General features: G+C 55.2%; 12 protein-coding genes and 2 rRNA genes. 10 read left to right on the forward strand and 4 right to left on the reverse strand.

What is annotated here, in order from left to right; genetic code table 11:
• Nucleotides 1-147: 147 nt before the first annotated feature.
• The 4 genes from VSQ83_RS23405 to VSQ83_RS23420 all read right to left on the reverse strand — a co-directional run bounded on the left by VSQ83_RS23405 (nt 148) and on the right by VSQ83_RS23420 (nt 7,757).
• Nucleotides 148-3,039: ribosomal RNA gene (locus VSQ83_RS23405) — 23S ribosomal RNA — on the reverse strand.
• 325 nt (nt 3,040-3,364) lie between these two features.
• A 16S ribosomal RNA gene (locus VSQ83_RS23410) occupies nt 3,365-4,901 on the reverse strand.
• Together the 16S and 23S rRNA genes form the textbook arrangement of a ribosomal RNA operon.
• A 439-nt stretch (nt 4,902-5,340) precedes the next feature.
• Nucleotides 5,341-6,561, reverse strand: coding sequence for a CaiB/BaiF CoA transferase family protein (locus tag VSQ83_RS23415; RefSeq protein WP_326427620.1), 1,221 nt, complete (start codon nt 6,559-6,561; stop codon nt 5,341-5,343).
• A gap of 14 nt (nt 6,562-6,575) precedes the next feature.
• On the reverse strand, nt 6,576-7,757 hold the full coding sequence (locus VSQ83_RS23420; RefSeq protein WP_046809476.1) for an acyl-CoA dehydrogenase: 1,182 nt from the start codon (nt 7,755-7,757) through the stop codon (nt 6,576-6,578).
• A gap of 158 nt (nt 7,758-7,915) precedes the next feature.
• Between VSQ83_RS23420 and VSQ83_RS23425 the strand changes: the two genes are divergently transcribed.
• The 10 genes from VSQ83_RS23425 to VSQ83_RS23470 all read left to right on the forward strand — a co-directional run bounded on the left by VSQ83_RS23425 (nt 7,916) and on the right by VSQ83_RS23470 (nt 17,753).
• Complete coding sequence (locus VSQ83_RS23425) at nt 7,916-8,812, forward strand: LysR family transcriptional regulator (RefSeq protein WP_326427621.1); 897 nt, start codon at nt 7,916-7,918, stop codon at nt 8,810-8,812.
• 436 nt (nt 8,813-9,248) lie between these two features.
• Nucleotides 9,249-10,370, forward strand: coding sequence for a Re/Si-specific NAD(P)(+) transhydrogenase subunit alpha (locus VSQ83_RS23430; RefSeq protein WP_326427622.1), 1,122 nt, complete (start codon nt 9,249-9,251; stop codon nt 10,368-10,370).
• Between the two features lie 11 nt (nt 10,371-10,381).
• Nucleotides 10,382-10,705 carry an NAD(P) transhydrogenase subunit alpha gene (locus VSQ83_RS23435; protein WP_019826992.1) on the forward strand — a complete coding sequence of 108 codons (324 nt, stop codon included), beginning with the start codon at nt 10,382-10,384 and terminating at the stop codon, nt 10,703-10,705.
• Complete coding sequence (locus VSQ83_RS23440) at nt 10,702-12,138, forward strand: NAD(P)(+) transhydrogenase (Re/Si-specific) subunit beta (protein WP_133074890.1); 1,437 nt, start codon at nt 10,702-10,704, stop codon at nt 12,136-12,138. Before VSQ83_RS23435 ends, VSQ83_RS23440 begins: the two co-directional genes overlap by 4 nt.
• A 181-nt stretch (nt 12,139-12,319) precedes the next feature.
• Complete coding sequence (locus VSQ83_RS23445; RefSeq protein WP_133074891.1) at nt 12,320-13,810, forward strand: acetyl-CoA hydrolase/transferase family protein; 1,491 nt, start codon at nt 12,320-12,322, stop codon at nt 13,808-13,810.
• A 317-nt stretch (nt 13,811-14,127) separates the two neighbouring features.
• Nucleotides 14,128-14,343, forward strand: coding sequence for a DUF1127 domain-containing protein (locus tag VSQ83_RS23450; protein ID WP_019826986.1), 216 nt, complete (start codon nt 14,128-14,130; stop codon nt 14,341-14,343).
• Nucleotides 14,344-14,644: 301 nt separating this feature from the next.
• Entirely contained in the window at nt 14,645-14,962 is a 318-nt protein-coding gene (locus VSQ83_RS23455) for a DUF2388 domain-containing protein (protein WP_133074892.1), read from the forward strand.
• 192 nt (nt 14,963-15,154) lie between these two features.
• Nucleotides 15,155-15,448, forward strand: a complete 294-nt coding sequence (locus VSQ83_RS23460; RefSeq protein ID WP_133074893.1) for a DUF2388 domain-containing protein — start codon at nt 15,155-15,157, stop codon at nt 15,446-15,448.
• 26 nt (nt 15,449-15,474) lie between these two features.
• Nucleotides 15,475-15,795, forward strand: coding sequence for a DUF2388 domain-containing protein (locus VSQ83_RS23465; RefSeq protein WP_133074894.1), 321 nt, complete (start codon nt 15,475-15,477; stop codon nt 15,793-15,795).
• Entirely contained in the window at nt 15,792-17,753 is a 1,962-nt protein-coding gene (locus VSQ83_RS23470) for a DUF7844 domain-containing protein (protein WP_326427624.1), read from the forward strand. Before VSQ83_RS23465 ends, VSQ83_RS23470 begins: the two co-directional genes overlap by 4 nt.
• The last annotated feature ends 9 nt before the right edge of the window (nt 17,754-17,762 follow it).

The raw sequence follows: 17,762 nt of genomic DNA on the forward strand, positions 1-17,762 counted from the left end.
TCGGTAGCCAGGTCGTTTACCTTTCGGTTTACGCTCCAGCGAATGGGTATGTAATAGTTTGGTGTTTTGTGAGTCGCAAACTTTCGGTTTGTATCGTCTTCACACACCGCAATCTGGTCTCTTCGACGCAAATTGCTTGGGTGTTATATGGTCAAGCCTCACGGGCAATTAGTATTGGTTAGCTCAACGCCTCACAGCGCTTACACACCCAACCTATCAACGTCGTAGTCTTCGACGGCCCTTTAGGGAACTCAAGGTTCCAGTGAGATCTCATCTTGAGGCAAGTTTCCCGCTTAGATGCTTTCAGCGGTTATCTTTCCCGAACATAGCTACCCGGCAATGCCACTGGCGTGACAACCGGAACACCAGAGGTTCGTCCACTCCGGTCCTCTCGTACTAGGAGCAGCCCCTCTCAAATCTCAAACGTCCACGGCAGATAGGGACCGAACTGTCTCACGACGTTCTAAACCCAGCTCGCGTACCACTTTAAATGGCGAACAGCCATACCCTTGGGACCGGCTTCAGCCCCAGGATGTGATGAGCCGACATCGAGGTGCCAAACACCGCCGTCGATATGAACTCTTGGGCGGTATCAGCCTGTTATCCCCGGAGTACCTTTTATCCGTTGAGCGATGGCCCTTCCATACAGAACCACCGGATCACTAAGACCTACTTTCGTACCTGCTCGACGTGTCTGTCTCGCAGTCAAGCGCGCTTTTGCCTTTATACTCTACGACCGATTTCCGACCGGTCTGAGCGCACCTTCGTACTCCTCCGTTACTCTTTAGGAGGAGACCGCCCCAGTCAAACTACCCACCATACACTGTCCTCGATCCGGATAACGGACCTGAGTTAGAACCTCAAAGTTGCCAGGGTGGTATTTCAAGGTTGGCTCCATGCAGACTGGCGTCCACACTTCAAAGCCTCCCACCTATCCTACACAAGCAAATTCAAAGTCCAGTGCAAAGCTATAGTAAAGGTTCACGGGGTCTTTCCGTCTAGCCGCGGATACACTGCATCTTCACAGCGATTTCAATTTCACTGAGTCTCGGGTGGAGACAGCGCCGCCATCGTTACGCCATTCGTGCAGGTCGGAACTTACCCGACAAGGAATTTCGCTACCTTAGGACCGTTATAGTTACGGCCGCCGTTTACCGGGGCTTCGATCAAGAGCTTCGCGTTAGCTAACCCCATCAATTAACCTTCCGGCACCGGGCAGGCGTCACACCCTATACGTCCACTTTCGTGTTTGCAGAGTGCTGTGTTTTTAATAAACAGTCGCAGCGGCCTGGTATCTTCGACCGGCATGGGCTTACGCAGTAAATGCTTCACCCTCACCGGCGCACCTTCTCCCGAAGTTACGGTGCCATTTTGCCTAGTTCCTTCACCCGAGTTCTCTCAAGCGCCTTGGTATTCTCTACCCAACCACCTGTGTCGGTTTGGGGTACGGTTCCTGGTTACCTGAAGCTTAGAAGCTTTTCTTGGAAGCATGGCATCAACCACTTCGTTGTCTAAAAGACAACTCGTCATCAGCTCTCGGCCTTAGAATCCCGGATTTACCTAAGATTCCAGCCTACCACCTTAAACTTGGACAACCAACGCCAAGCTGGCCTAGCCTTCTCCGTCCCTCCATCGCAATAACCAGAAGTACAGGAATATTAACCTGTTTTCCATCGACTACGCTTTTCAGCCTCGCCTTAGGGACCGACTAACCCTGCGTCGATTAACGTTGCGCAGGAAACCTTGGTCTTTCGGCGTGGGTGTTTTTCACACCCATTATCGTTACTCATGTCAGCATTCGCACTTCTGATACCTCCAGCAAGCTTCTCAACTCACCTTCACAGGCTTACAGAACGCTCCTCTACCGCATCACCTAAGTGATACCCGTAGCTTCGGTGTATGGTTTGAGCCCCGTTAAATCTTCCGCGCAGGCCGACTCGACTAGTGAGCTATTACGCTTTCTTTAAAGGGTGGCTGCTTCTAAGCCAACCTCCTAGCTGTCTAAGCCTTCCCACATCGTTTCCCACTTAACCATAACTTTGGGACCTTAGCTGACGGTCTGGGTTGTTTCCCTTTTCACGACGGACGTTAGCACCCGCCGTGTGTCTCCCATGCTCGGCACTTGTAGGTATTCGGAGTTTGCATCGGTTTGGTAAGCCGGGATGGCCCCCTAGCCGAAACAGTGCTCTACCCCCTACAGTGATACATGAGGCGCTACCTAAATAGCTTTCGAGGAGAACCAGCTATCTCCGAGCTTGATTAGCCTTTCACTCCGATCCACAGGTCATCCGCTAACTTTTCAACGGTAGTCGGTTCGGTCCTCCAGTTAGTGTTACCCAACCTTCAACCTGCCCATGGATAGATCGCCCGGTTTCGGGTCTATTCCCAGCGACTAGACGCCCTATTAAGACTCGCTTTCGCTACGCCTCCCCTATTCGGTTAAGCTTGCCACTGAAAATAAGTCGCTGACCCATTATACAAAAGGTACGCAGTCACCCAACAAAGTGGGCTCCCACTGCTTGTACGCATACGGTTTCAGGATCTATTTCACTCCCCTCTCCGGGGTTCTTTTCGCCTTTCCCTCACGGTACTAGTTCACTATCGGTCAGTCAGTAGTATTTAGCCTTGGAGGATGGTCCCCCCATATTCAGACAAAGTTTCTCGTGCTCCGTCCTACTCGATTTCACTGCAAAGATGTTTTCGCGTACAGGGCTATCACCCACTATGGCCGCACTTTCCAGAGCGTTCCGCTAACATCAATACAGCTTAAGGGCTGGTCCCCGTTCGCTCGCCACTACTAAGGGAATCTCGGTTGATTTCTTTTCCTCAGGGTACTTAGATGTTTCAGTTCCCCTGGTTCGCTTCTTAAGCCTATGTATTCAGCTTAAGATACCTAACTTATGTTAGGTGGGTTCCCCCATTCAGACATCTCCGGATCAAAGTCTGTTTGCCGACTCCCCGAAGCTTTTCGCAGGCTACCACGTCTTTCATCGCCTCTGACTGCCAAGGCATCCACCGTATGCGCTTCTTCACTTGACCATATAACCCCAAGCAATCTGGTTATACTATGAAGACGACATTCGCCGAAAATTCGCATGTTCAATTAAGAACGTTCACAAATTTTACCTTAGCCTGAATAAACACCAGTGAAAGTGTTATCCAGTCTAACTTTCTATTACATACCCAAATTTTTAAAGAACGATCTAATCAAAAAGATCAGAAATCAACATTCACCATCGTTTGATGGAATGCTCATTTCTAAGCTTTACGACAGAAAAACCACAGAGCGACTCTGCAGTTATCGTCTTCTACAATGAATCAAGCAATTCGTGTGGGAACTTATGGAGCAGCTGATGTCGTCGATTAAGGAGGTGATCCAGCCGCAGGTTCCCCTACGGCTACCTTGTTACGACTTCACCCCAGTCATGAATCACACCGTGGTAACCGTCCTCCCGAAGGTTAGACTAGCTACTTCTGGTGCAACCCACTCCCATGGTGTGACGGGCGGTGTGTACAAGGCCCGGGAACGTATTCACCGTGACATTCTGATTCACGATTACTAGCGATTCCGACTTCACGCAGTCGAGTTGCAGACTGCGATCCGGACTACGATCGGTTTTATGGGATTAGCTCCACCTCGCGGCTTGGCAACCCTTTGTACCGACCATTGTAGCACGTGTGTAGCCCAGGCCGTAAGGGCCATGATGACTTGACGTCATCCCCACCTTCCTCCGGTTTGTCACCGGCAGTCTCCTTAGAGTGCCCACCATTACGTGCTGGTAACTAAGGACAAGGGTTGCGCTCGTTACGGGACTTAACCCAACATCTCACGACACGAGCTGACGACAGCCATGCAGCACCTGTCTCAATGTTCCCGAAGGCACCAATCTATCTCTAGAAAGTTCATTGGATGTCAAGGCCTGGTAAGGTTCTTCGCGTTGCTTCGAATTAAACCACATGCTCCACCGCTTGTGCGGGCCCCCGTCAATTCATTTGAGTTTTAACCTTGCGGCCGTACTCCCCAGGCGGTCAACTTAATGCGTTAGCTGCGCCACTAAGAGTTCAAGACTCCCAACGGCTAGTTGACATCGTTTACGGCGTGGACTACCAGGGTATCTAATCCTGTTTGCTCCCCACGCTTTCGCACCTCAGTGTCAGTATCAGTCCAGGTAGTCGCCTTCGCCACTGGTGTTCCTTCCTATATCTACGCATTTCACCGCTACACAGGAAATTCCACTACCCTCTACCATACTCTAGCTTGCCAGTTTTGGATGCAGTTCCCAGGTTGAGCCCGGGGATTTCACATTCAACTTAACAAACCACCTACGCGCGCTTTACGCCCAGTAATTCCGATTAACGCTTGCACCCTCTGTATTACCGCGGCTGCTGGCACAGAGTTAGCCGGTGCTTATTCTGTCGGTAACGTCAAAACACTAACGTATTAGGTTAATGCCCTTCCTCCCAACTTAAAGTGCTTTACAATCCGAAGACCTTCTTCACACACGCGGCATGGCTGGATCAGGCTTTCGCCCATTGTCCAATATTCCCCACTGCTGCCTCCCGTAGGAGTCTGGACCGTGTCTCAGTTCCAGTGTGACTGATCATCCTCTCAGACCAGTTACGGATCGTAGCCTTGGTGAGCCATTACCTCACCAACTAGCTAATCCGACCTAGGCTCATCTGATAGCGCAAGGCCCGAAGGTCCCCTGCTTTCTCCCGTAGGACGTATGCGGTATTAGCGTCCGTTTCCGAACGTTATCCCCCACTATCAGGCAGATTCCTAGGTATTACTCACCCGTCCGCCGCTCTCAAGAGAAGCAAGCTTCTCTCTACCGCTCGACTTGCATGTGTTAGGCCTGCCGCCAGCGTTCAATCTGAGCCATGATCAAACTCTTCAGTTCAAACATCTTTGGGTTTTTAAGAAACCCTAAACTTGGCTCAGCAATCGTTGGTTACATCTTTGATTTCTCGCGGAGTAACTTGTGATGCTGATAATCTTGTTGACTATCAGTCTGACTCCACAAGCACCCACACGAATTGCTTGATTCAGTTGTTAAAGAGCGGTTGGTTTAGCCTTCGCTGAACCGAGGTGCGCATTCTACAGCGTTACAAGCTGCTGTCAACACCTAATTTCCTGCTTCGATGACTTGAAGCTGACACTGAAAAACAATCCAACTCATTGATATTCAAGGAGTTTTCCGTTTCAACTGCGCCGGAAGTGGGACGAATTATAGGCCGCTAAAAATCCTAGTCAAGGGCTAATTGAGTAAAACTATCAATTAACTCCAAATACCCCTAATTACACCTATATAGAGGGTGCTGACGCACCCCTCTATATAGCTACAGCACGCCAGACCGACGCAAACCCTCTACCACTCCCGCGTCCAACCCCAGCACCCGCTCCAGAACTTGCTGAGTATGCTCACCCAACAAAGGAGGCGCATTGCGATACTCCACTGGCGTTTCGGACAGCCGAATAGGGCTCGCTACCTGCGGCACAAGCCCCGCCAACGCATGCGGTAGCTGCATCGCCAATCCGCGGGCACGCACCTGAGGGTCAGCAAATACCTGAGCCAGGTCATTGATCGGCCCACAGGGAACACCAACCGCCTCCAACTGCGCCACCCACTCAGCCGTGGTCTTGAAAACAGTTAACTGCCTGATAAGCGGCACCAACTCCGCCCGATTAGCAACACGCAGCTTGTTGGTAGCAAAGCGCGGATCCCCACCCAGCTCAGGCCGACCAGCCACTTCAGTAAATTTACGGAACTGACTGTCATTCCCTACCGTAAGAATGAAGTCGCCATCTGCCGTCGGAAAATCCTGGTAAGGCACGATATTCGGATGCGCATTGCCCAGGCGCTGCGGCGCTACGCCCGTAGTCAAATAGTTCATCGCCTGATTCGCCAGGCAAGCCACCTGCACATCCAACAGCGCCATATCTATATGCTGCCCGCCACCATCATGCTGACGATGAGCAAGGGCAGCCAGAATCGCCACTGCCGAGTAAAGCCCGGTCAAAATATCTGTCAGCGCAACCCCAACCTTTACCGGCCCCGCCCCCTCATCACCTTCAGGCCGCCCCGTCAGGCTCATCAGACCGCCAAGGCCCTGAACCATAAAGTCATAACCTGCCCGCTTGGCATAGGGACCGGTCTGACCGAATCCCGTAATCGAGCAATAGATCAAGTCAGGATTCAAAGCCTTTAGTGACGCATAGTCCAGACCATACGCCTCCAGCCCCCCAACTTTGAAATTCTCGATCAGAATGTCCGACTTGGACGCCAGATCACGAACCAGCCGCTGCCCTTCAGGCTTGGTGAAATCAATAGTGACCGACTGCTTGTTGCGGTTTGCAGACAAGTAATAGGCAGCCTCCCCCGTACTTTCTCCATAAGCATCCTTGAGAAAGGGCGGCCCCCAGGCGCGAGTGTCGTCACCATTGCCCGGGCGCTCCACCTTGATAACTTCGGCCCCAAGGTCGGCCAGTATTTGCCCGGCCCACGGCCCCGCCAGCACCCGAGACAAATCCAACACCCGCAAATGCGATAAAGCACCCATGAGCCGAGCTCCTGTTAATAGAACGCCTGAAGGCCGGTCTGCGCACGCCCAAGAATCAAGGCATGCACGTCATGAGTGCCTTCATAGGTATTCACAACCTCCAGGTTGACCAGATGACGCGCAACCCCGAACTCATCCGAGATACCGTTACCACCCAGCATGTCGCGAGCCATACGCGCAATATCCAACGACTTGCCGCATGAGTTGCGCTTCATGATCGAAGTGATCTCAACGGCCGCAGTACCTTCATCCTTCATCCGCCCCAGACGCAGGCAACCCTGCAGGGCCAGCGTAATCTCGGTCTGCATATCGGCCAGCTTTTTCTGGATCAACTGGGTCGCCGCCAAAGGCCGGCCAAATTGATGACGATCCAGCGTGTACTGACGCGCCGTATGCCAGCAGAACTCAGCAGCCCCCAGCGCGCCCCAGGAAATCCCGTAACGAGCCGAATTCAGACAGGTAAAAGGACCTTTCAGGCCGCGCACATCCGGGAAGATGTTCTCTTGGGGTACAAACACGTTATCCATCACGATTTCGCCAGTAATGGACGCACGCAAGCCAACCTTGCCGTGAATCGCGGGCGTAGTCAGACCCTTCCAGCCTTTTTCCAGAACAAAGCCACGAATGTCGCCTTCATCATCTTTCGCCCACACCACAAACACATCGGCGATAGGACTGTTGGTGATCCACATCTTGCTGCCCGTCAGGCTATAGCCACCATCAACCGAGCGAGCACGGGTAATCATCGCGCCCGGGTCAGAGCCGTGGTTAGGCTCCGTCAGACCGAAGCAGCCAATCCATTCGCCAGATGCCAGCTTGGGCAGGTATTTTTGCTTCTGCGCCTCGGTACCGAACTCATTGATTGGCACCATCACCAAAGATGACTGCACGCTCATCATCGAGCGGTAGCCCGAATCGACCCGCTCCACTTCACGAGCTATCAGGCCGTAGCTGACGTAATTAAGACCGCTACCGCCGTACTGCTCCGGAATCATCGCACCCAGCAAACCGGTTTCGCCCATTTCACGGAAGATCGCAGGGTCAGTCTTCTCATTACGGAAAGCATCAAGAATACGTGGCGCCAACTTGTCCTGAGCAAACTGCTCAGCACTGTCACGCACCATGCGCTCTTCTTCAGTGAGCTGCTGATCCAGCAACAGTGGATCAATCCAGTTGAAGCTTGCTTTACCCGCCATGAGAGAACCCTCGCGTAATAGATAAAATGTCGTGAGCCGATCCTAGGCCCCTTCTATATAGAAGGACAAACGAGGATTCAGCACCATCCTGTGATAATTTCTCACTCCGTAACTCTATAAATAGCCTTTTCTGACTTCGTTTAGTGAGGAAGCCGTACATGCGCCGCAAGATCCCTAGCACAACAGCCCTGATCAGCTTCGAAGCGGCAGCACGCCATGAAAGCTTTACCAAAGCGGCACACGAGCTTTCCCTCACTCAAGGGGCTATTTGCCGCCAGATTGCCAGCCTGGAAGAGTTCCTGAGCGTAGAGCTCTTCCGACGCTCTAAACGTGGCGTAAAACTGACCGAAGCAGGCCTTTCTTACAGCAGACGCATAGCAACCCAGTTGGATGCCGTGGAGCGGGACACGCTGTCCGTCATGGGCCAACAGGGTGCCAACGTCATCGAGCTGGCTGTGGTGCCCACTTTCGGGACGCAATGGCTACTCCCTCGGCTCAAGGACTTTCAGCACCAGCATCCGGACGTCACGGTAAACCTGACCAACCGCACTCGCCCCTTTCTGTTTGCCGATACCGACTTTGATGCTGCCATCTACTTCGGAGATGCCGACTGGTCCGGAACATCGTCCTACCGCCTGATGGGTGAAAACCCGGTCCCCGTGTGCAGCCCCACATTATTGGGGGAACAGCAAAGCCTCATCCCGCAAGCGCTCTGCGAACTCCCCCTGCTGCAACAAACCACACGCCCCTATGCCTGGCGCCAATGGTTCAACGCGCAGGACATGAACGTACCTCGCGACATGACCGGGCCACGCTATGAACTGTTCTCGATGCTGGCCCAAGCCGCCATGCATGAAATGGGCGTCGCCCTTATCCCCCCCTTTCTGATTCAGCGAGAACTGGCCGAAAAACGCCTGGTGATTGCCAACGAGAGCACCCTGCTCAGCACCAAGGCTTACTATCTGATGATCCCCGAACGCAAAATCGAATCAGCTTCATTGCAGGCCTTTCGAGACTGGCTAGTCAATCAGGCCGCCACTTACAGCCTGATTTGAAAAACCGCATGGTCCAAACAAACTATGTAGTGACACATAAAAACACACTACATATGTACGTAAATGTCGCGTTTAAACACTCTGTACTTTGGTCTAACTGGACAAACCTGCAAGCCAGTAACCACGCGGCCTGCAGGGTATTTCTCAAAGTTATGCAGCGATAACCAAAAGAAATGTGAAAAAAACTCAGAAAACACTCAAATCCTCTGAAAGCCTCGTATTTAAAGGCATGCAGCCGATCATTGCGACATTCGGTCACTGCATGGCTTGTAGTTAAAATCCCGTCGCCCTCCATAAGTCCTTGAAGGGTAAAAAAATTGCCAGCAGAATGCCCCGCCCCACCCATACTTTGGTGGGATCGTGCTGATCGGCCGCCCCAGTCGCACCATCCGTAGTGCGCTGGCTTTCTTATAAAAGATCACGCAGGAGATATGACGTGCACATTGGTGTTCCTCTCGAGACCCATACGGGTGAAACCCGGGTTGCTGCAACCCCGGAAACCATCAAGAAGCTGATCGGCCAAGGCCATAAAGTGACTGTTCAAAGCGGCGCAGGTATCAATGCCAGCGTTATCGACAGTGCTTATGAAGCCGCCGGCGCAACTATTGGCAACGCTACAGATGCTTTCGGCGCAGAGCTGATTCTCAAGGTTGTCGCCCCAAGTGACAGCGAACTGGCCCTGATCAAGACTGGCACCGTGCTCATTGGCATGCTCAACCCGTTCAGCAATGAAACCATTGCCAAACTGGCCGAGCGCGGGATCACCGCTTTCTCTCTCGAAGCCGCTCCCCGAACCTCTCGTGCGCAAAGTCTTGATGTGCTGTCATCCCAGGCCAACATCGCCGGCTATAAAGCCGTCTTGGTCGCCGCCCACCACTATCCGCGCTTTATGCCGATGCTCATGACCGCCGCCGGGACCGTTAAGGCCGCTCGCGTATTGATTCTGGGCGCAGGCGTGGCTGGCTTGCAGGCGATCGCCACGGCCAAACGCCTGGGCGCAGTGATCGAGGCATCCGATGTACGACCGGCCGTTAAAGAGCAGATCGAATCGCTGGGCGCCAAGTTCGTCGACGTGCCTTACGAAACCGACGAAGAGCGTGAGTGCGCCATTGGCGTAGGTGGCTATGCACGCCCAATGCCTGCCAGCTGGATGCAACGCCAGGCACTGGCTGTTCACGAGCGCGCCAAGCAGGCTGACATCGTGATCACCACCGCTTTGATCCCGGGCCGTAAAGCTCCGGTACTGCTCAGCGCTGAAACCGTGGCCCAGATGAAACCCGGCTCGGTAGTCATCGATCTGGCTGCAGCCCAAGGGGGCAATTGCCCGCTGACCGTCGCCGACCAAGTAGTGGTTGAGCACGGTGTCACCATCGTCGGTCACACCAACCTTGCCGCAATGGTTGCTGCAGACGCCTCGGCGCTCTACGCCCGTAATCTGCTGGACTTCCTCAAGCTGGTCTTCACCCCCGAAGGACAGTTCCAGATCAACCTTGAAGACGACATCGTCGCCGCGTGCCTGATGTGCCGTGACGGTCAAGTCGTGCGCAAAAACGGCTGAGGATAAAAATAATGGAAGAGTTCATCTCCCCCGGTATCTACAACCTGATCATCTTCGTGCTGGCCATCTATGTGGGCTATCACGTGGTATGGAACGTGACACCTGCACTGCACACACCCTTGATGGCCGTCACCAATGCCATTTCAGCCATTGTGATTGTGGGCGCCATGCTCGCTGCCGCACTGACTGTTACCCCGCTGGGCAAAACCATGGGCACCCTGGCGGTCGCGCTGGCTGCCGTAAACGTATTCGGTGGATTTTTGGTCACCCGGCGCATGCTGGAAATGTTCAAGAAGAAAGCACCTAAAGCCAAAGAAGAGGTGCGCAAGCCATGAGCATGAACCTGGTCACTGTTCTGTATCTGGTTGCATCAATCTGCTTTATTCAGGCGCTCAAGGGCCTGTCGCACCCCACCACCTCACGTCGCGGCAACCTGTTCGGCATGCTCGGCATGGGCCTGGCGATCATTACCACGGTTGGCCTGATCTACAAGCTGGGCGCAGAGATCGCGACGGCTGGCATCGGCTACGTGATTGTCGGCCTGCTGGTCGGTGGTACTGCTGGCTCAATCATGGCTAAACGCGTCGAAATGACCAAAATGCCTGAGCTGGTCGCTTTCATGCACAGCATGATCGGCCTCGCGGCGGTATTCATTGCAATCGCAGCCGTGGTCGAACCGCAGTCCCTGGGTATCGTCAAACACCTGGGCGACGCTATTCCTGCAGGCAACCGTCTGGAACTGTTCCTGGGTGCAGCCATTGGTGCAATCACCTTCTCCGGTTCGGTGATCGCCTTCGGCAAACTCTCTGGCAAGTACAAGTTCCGCCTGTTTCAGGGCGCACCGGTACAGTTCAGCGGCCAACACAAGCTGAACCTGGTACTGGGCCTGGCCACGCTGGCACTGGGCATCACCTTTATGCTGACCGGCAACCTCAACGCTTTCGCGCTGATGCTGGCCCTGGCGTTTGTGCTGGGCGTGCTGATCATCATCCCGATTGGCGGCGCCGATATGCCTGTCGTGGTATCGATGCTTAATAGCTACTCAGGTTGGGCAGCAGCCGGTATCGGCTTCTCACTGAACAACTCGATGCTGATCATTGCCGGCTCGCTGGTAGGTTCTTCGGGTGCGATCCTGTCGTACATCATGTGCAAGGCGATGAACCGTTCGTTCTTCAACGTGATCCTCGGTGGTTTTGGTGGCGCAACAGACGCTGGCGGCCCAGCTGGCACGCAAGAGGCCCGTCCGGTCAAATCCGGCTCGGCTGACGATGCCACCTTCCTGCTGATGAACGCCGACACCGTGATCATCGTTCCAGGCTACGGCCTGGCTGTTGCCCGGGCACAACACGCGCTCAAGGAACTGACCGAAAAACTGACCCATCGCGGCGTCACCGTAAAGTACGCCATTCACCCGGTTGCAGGCCGTATGCCAGGTCACATGAACGTGCTGCTGGCCGAGGCCGAAGTGCCTTACGACCAGGTGTTCGAGATGGAAGACATCAACTCCGAGTTTGGCCAGGCTGACGTAGTGCTCGTCCTGGGCGCCAACGACGTGGTCAACCCGGCGGCCAAGAACGATCCAAAATCGCCGATCGCTGGCATGCCGATCCTCGAAGCCTATAAAGCCAAAACCGTCATCGTTAACAAACGCTCAATGGCCAGTGGCTATGCGGGCCTGGATAACGAACTGTTTTATCTGGATAAAACCATGATGGTCTTCGGCGACGCCAAGAAGGTTATTGAAGATATGGTTAAAGCTGTCGAGTAACATCTGGTATCAACGCAATATCGAAAACCCCGGCGCTGTCATGGCCGGGGTTTTTCTTTTTCCAAGGAACCCGACCAAAGGCTCTAAATCGGCCGCTGGCATTCGACCATGGTAGCGGGACGAAAGGCTCTGAAAATGAATAGACTGCGCCTCTTGCTTCCGTTGCCCGAGATAACAATCCATGTACCGTGAACGTATTCGCCTGAACTCCCTGCACGATAAGGTCATGAGCGCCGAAGAAGCCGCCGCCCTTATCCAAGACGGCATGACCGTCGGCATGAGCGGTTTTACCCGTGCCGGTGAAGCCAAAGCCGTCCCTCAGGCCCTGGCTGAGCGTGCCAAAAAGTCGCCGCTGAAAATCACCCTGATGACCGGCGCAAGCCTGGGCAACGACCTTGACAAGCAATTGACCGAAGCCGGTGTACTGGCACGTCGCATGCCATTCCAGGTGGACAGCACTTTGCGCAAGGCGATCAACGCCGGCGAAGTGATGTTTATCGATCAGCATTTGTCCGAGACCGTAGAGCAACTGCGCAACAATCAGCTCAAGCTGCCAGACATCGCAGTGATCGAAGCTGTAGCCATTACCGAGCAAGGCCATATCGTTCCGACGACTTCCGTGGGCAACTCCGCCAGCTTCGCGATTTTCGCCAAACAGGTGATCGTCGAGATCAACATGGCGCACAACCCGAACCTGGAAGGCCTGCACGACATCTATATCCCGACTTACCGCCCGACGCGCACGCCGATCCCGCTGGTGAAGGTCGACGATCGCATCGGCAGCACCGCAATCCCGATCCCGGCAGAAAAAATCGTCGCCATCGTGATCACCAACAAACCTGATTCGCCGTCCACCGTGTCCGAGCCTGACAGCGAAACCGACGGTATCGCCTTCCACCTGATCAACTTCCTCAAGCAGGAAGTCGAAGCTGGCCGGATGACCAACAAGCTCGGTCCACTGCAAGCGGGTATTGGCAACATCGCAAACGCGGTGATGTGCGGCTTGATCGACTCGCCGTTCGAAGACCTGACCATGTACTCCGAAGTCCTGCAGGATTCGACCTTCGACCTGATCGACGCCGGCAAGATGAGCTTCGCTTCGGGCAGCTCGATCACATTGTCGGAGCGTCGCAACTCGGACGTGTTCGGCAATCTGGAGCGCTACAAGGACAAACTGGTGTTGCGCCCGCAAGAGATCTCCAACCACCCTGAAGTGGTTCGTCGCCTGGGCATCATCGGCATCAACACCGCGCTGGAGTTCGACATCTACGGCAACGTCAACTCCACTCACGTCTGCGGTACGCGGATGATGAACGGTATCGGCGGCTCGGGCGACTTCGCCCGTAACGCACACCTGGCGATTTTCGTGACCAAGTCGATTGCCAAGGCAGGCGCGATCTCCAGCGTTGTACCAATGGTCAGCCACGTCGACCACACCGAGCACGACGTCGATATCCTGGTGACCGAGCAGGGCCTGGCCGATCTGCGTGGCCTCGCGCCGCGTGAGCGCGCACGCGTCATCATCGACAACTGTGTTCACCCGGACTTCCGTGAAGCCCTTAATGACTACTTCACCAAGGCCTGCGCGATTGGCGGCCACACGCCACACATCCTGCGTGAAGCCCTGAGCTGGCATATCAACCTGGAAGAAACCGGAAAAATGCTGCCGTAACCCGCGAGCTAGAGAGCCGCTGACGTAAACACGTTTTGTCAGCGGCTTTTTTATGCCCTTAATTTCAAAAACTGTACTGCTGTACTGGTCATTTCCCGCCTTCAACACACTCTTTCACGGCCACTTTTGCCAATTTCGCACCACTTAGGTGCGGACAGGTACAGTTACGCGTATTTGTGCCCGTACAGCGCGCATAAACAGTTAACTGGCCCATTGCAATACAGGTGAACTGTATCTAGAGACACTGGACAAAGAGGAGGATCATTGGCATCAGTTAAACCACTAGCCAATGCCGCCATAAGCGGAAGGATGACACCATGGAACGTACACTCAGTTCCGAACTGTTCAGCGAAAGCAACTCTGTAAACACCCAGGCTTCCATGCCTTTGCGCGTTCTTGCCAACCTGATGTTGTGGCAGCGCCGCATCTCCAGCCGCCATCAATTGGCTCGACTGGACTCGCGTCTTCTGGCTGATGCCGGTATTAGCGAAGCACAGCGTTACGAAGAGCTGAGCAAGCCGTTCTGGCGCTAACTTGCGCTCGCTGGCCCTGACCACCGGTCCACCGCCAGCAACCTGAATTGAAAAAACAGAACCCGTCGCGGATTACCGCTGACGGGTTTTGTCGTTTATGGACCACGGTTTCAAGCCTTGGCATAAAGACAGGTACAGTTTTAAATAATCAAAAAACAAACAGGTACAATTATCAAAATGCCTGATCTAGAGCACTTCACCTACAGTACCCATCAAAACGTCCTATGCCTGACGCAACCCTGAGCCTACTATTCGGTCCATAAGCGTCTATTTTCATACGTTCATATTCAGGAGTCTCACCATGTCCACACTTCGCCTACTCAGCGCGGCGGCACTGCTGGCCGTTGCAGCCAGCGCCAACGCCACAAGCTTCATCGTCACGACCGATGGCATTGTGGGCACCCTCAAGGCAACGTCCGATCTGACATCGGATGCCACAGGCTCGTTTCGTGACAACAAAATCGTACGCGCAGCCCGTGATGACGCTGCCAGCTTTGTTGCCAGCGAAGGCACCATTCGCGGGGTAAAACTCGAAAGTGCGTTCGAAGCCATTCGCCAGCAAGCCCCGCAATTGCAGGCCACCGATGCACAGCTGGCCCAGGCCATTCTGACGATCTGAATGTAAGTGACACCATAACGGGTCAGCTCTTTTGGGAGCGGGCTTGCTCGTGATGCAGGCGGCGCGGTCATTCAGTTGAACCGCGTGGACACCATCGCGAGCAAGCCCGCTCCCACAAAGACACCCCGCCGCGCTGGCCCTGCCCAGACCATTACGCTAGCCTTGGCTCTCATTCAAACAGCCTCGAGACCCATGCGTTTTTCCTTATTAGCTCTTCTTGCACTCAGCTGGACTCAATCAGCCAACGCCTTCGACATGACCACCCAGAATGTGGTGCTCAGTGGTTACGTCACCAGTAAAGTGACGTCCGCGCCTTTTGATCACAAACTGATACGTGCCGCCCAGGATGATGCCGCCGTCTTTATTGCCAGTGATGGTCAGACAAGAGGAGCGCAGCTGGAGTCTGCCTTGCGCTATCTGCGCCAGAACACGCCAAAATTGAGTGCCAGCGACCTTGAACTGGCACAGACAATTCTCGTCCAATAAATACCCGCTTTTCCTGGAGATACTTCATGCGCAGCCCTTTAATTGTCGCCACCCTTGGCTTTTTGCTACTCGCCGATGTAGCGCAAGCACAAACCGTTGTGCAGACCAGCAACATCATCGTGCGCGCCTTTGGTCGCACCATCGATTTCACGTCCGACACCACGACCTCCATCCGCGACTCTAAAGTCGTGCGTGAAGCCCACGACGACGCGGCTACCTTTGTCGCCAGCCAGGGCGATATCCGCGGCGTGCAACTGGAAGCAGCCTTCAGCACCCTGCGTGACCGCGTGCCTGAAGCCCGCAACGCCAGTGACCAGGATCTCGCCGAAGCCATCCTCGCACTGTGAGGTCGCTAACGCGCTGGCTCGCAGCCTGTGGCCTGCTGCTGATCACCAGCAGCGCCCAGGCCGCGCTGCATCTGCAACTCAAGACCGAAGGCCTGAGCCCGGCCGAGCAACAGGCCAGCCAGGCCTTGCTGGATGAGGCCATGCAGAGCCTGCCACCGCGTTTTATCGAGCAATTGGATCGGCAGATTCTGGTGGGCTGGACGGATGACATGCCCAGCAACGCCTACGGCCAGGCATCGCTGACCTCCGAGCTGGACCTCAATCGCACGCTCCTGGCAGGGCTGACCGATGGTTCGGCTGCCACCCAGCAGACCAACCGCCCCCACGGCACCGTGCGCCGTGAAATGCTCGCCACCGTCTTGCATGAACTCACCCACCTCTACGATCGCGCCCGACTCTGGCCCGCAGCCGAGCGCACGCTGATCCGGCGCTGCACCCGACAAAACAGCAACGCGGGCCTGATTGGCCTGCCTGATCAATGTCGCGGGCAGACCGAGCGCCGCTTCACCCTCAGTGATGATCCGCGCCTGCTCGACCTGGCCGGCTGGCAGCAATACGTGGGCCGCCGTGGCGAGCGCGAACAAGAAAACCACCAGGTCGTGCGCAGCCCCGATCTCTACGAAATCAGCAGCCCCAAGGAGTTTGTCGCGGTCAACATGGAGTACTTCCTCCTCGACCCGGCCTATGCCTGTCGCCGACCGGCACTGTATCGCTACTACAAAGAACATTTCGGCTGGGCACCCGCCGCCAGGGACGAGTGCCCCAAAGGCTTTGCCTTCCTAAATGCCGGCAACGATTTCGCCAAGACCCCGCTGGGTACCGTAGACCCGGAGCGGGTGTACGCGGTCGACTACCTGCTGGCCGAAGCCAATCAGGAATGGGCCAGCCGCTGGGGTCACAGCATGCTCCGTCTGGTGATCTGCGCCCCAGGTCGACCACGCGGCCCGGACTGCCGACTCGACTTGCAAGAACACCTGGTGCTGTCCTACCGGGCGTTCGTCAATGACGTACAGCTCTCAAGTTGGGACGGCCTGACCGGTGCCTACCCTTCGCGCCTGTTCGTATTACCGCTGGCTCAAGTGATCGACGAATACACCAAGACTGAACTGCGCAGCCTGGCTTCCGTACCGCTCAAACTGAGCCGCCCGGAAATCGAGGAAGTGGTTGAGCACGCGGCCGAGATGCACTGGAGCTATGACGGCGACTACTACTTCATCTCCAACAACTGCGCGGTCGAGACCCTGAAACTGCTGCGCAGCGGCAGCAACAATGCCCAGCTCAAGGGCCTGGACAGCATTGTGCCCAACGGTTTGCTTGAAGTACTCAAAGCCCGGGGGCTGGCGGATACCAGCGTGCTGGACGATCCCAAGGAAGCGCTGCGCCTGGGTTATCGCTTTGACTCCTACCGTGATCGCTACCAGGCGATGTTCGATGTACTCAAGACCCGCTTGCCGATCAAACAAGCCACCGTCGAAGACTGGTTGGCCCTGAACGCGGACGAGCGCCGCCCATGGATCGCGCAAGCCGACTTGCGCGCCAGCGCAGCCTTGTTGCTACTGGAGCAAGCCGGCTTTCGCCGACAACTGCTGCTGGCTCAGGATGAGGTCAAACAAAAGTACCTGGGCGCACGCGGGCTCAAGGATGGCGGCATGGACAAGGCCAACAAGACTCTGCAGGAAATTCTCGCCAGCAGCGGCTTTCTCAGCCGCCCGGCCGAGTTGCTCGGCAGCAATGGCTACGGCCTGCCCCAAACCAGGGAGTGGGAAATGCTCGAGTCCGAAAGCAGTCAGCGCCAGCAGCAACTGCTGCGCCTGACCACTGACCTGGACAAGGAAGTGCGCAGCCTGCTGGAGCCTTCCCGAGCCGCTGAAATTGCAGCGACTGAAGCCAACGTCAAACAGATTGGCGAACACCTGCGGGCGATCCACAAGGCATCGGGCGGGTTGCAGCTGCCCTGATCCACAAGG

The sequence above is a fragment of the Pseudomonas sp. DSV-1 genome (assembly GCF_035830915.1).
In the GTDB taxonomy this organism is placed as follows: domain Bacteria; phylum Pseudomonadota; class Gammaproteobacteria; order Pseudomonadales; family Pseudomonadaceae; genus Aquipseudomonas.

Coding starts and splice junctions, on each gene's coding strand:
- VSQ83_RS23415 (WP_326427620.1), bottom strand. CDS start 6,561: ATGGGTGCTTTATCGCATTTGCGGGTGTTGGATTTGTCTCGGGTGCTG.
- VSQ83_RS23420 (WP_046809476.1), bottom strand. CDS start 7,757: ATGGCGGGTAAAGCAAGCTTCAACTGGATTGATCCACTGTTGCTGGAT.
- VSQ83_RS23425 (WP_326427621.1), top strand. CDS start 7,916: ATGCGCCGCAAGATCCCTAGCACAACAGCCCTGATCAGCTTCGAAGCG.
- VSQ83_RS23435 (WP_019826992.1), top strand. CDS start 10,382: ATGGAAGAGTTCATCTCCCCCGGTATCTACAACCTGATCATCTTCGTG.
- VSQ83_RS23440 (WP_133074890.1), top strand. CDS start 10,702: ATGAGCATGAACCTGGTCACTGTTCTGTATCTGGTTGCATCAATCTGC.
- VSQ83_RS23445 (WP_133074891.1), top strand. CDS start 12,320: ATGTACCGTGAACGTATTCGCCTGAACTCCCTGCACGATAAGGTCATG.
- VSQ83_RS23450 (WP_019826986.1), top strand. CDS start 14,128: ATGGAACGTACACTCAGTTCCGAACTGTTCAGCGAAAGCAACTCTGTA.
- VSQ83_RS23455 (WP_133074892.1), top strand. CDS start 14,645: ATGTCCACACTTCGCCTACTCAGCGCGGCGGCACTGCTGGCCGTTGCA.
- VSQ83_RS23460 (WP_133074893.1), top strand. CDS start 15,155: ATGCGTTTTTCCTTATTAGCTCTTCTTGCACTCAGCTGGACTCAATCA.
- VSQ83_RS23465 (WP_133074894.1), top strand. CDS start 15,475: ATGCGCAGCCCTTTAATTGTCGCCACCCTTGGCTTTTTGCTACTCGCC.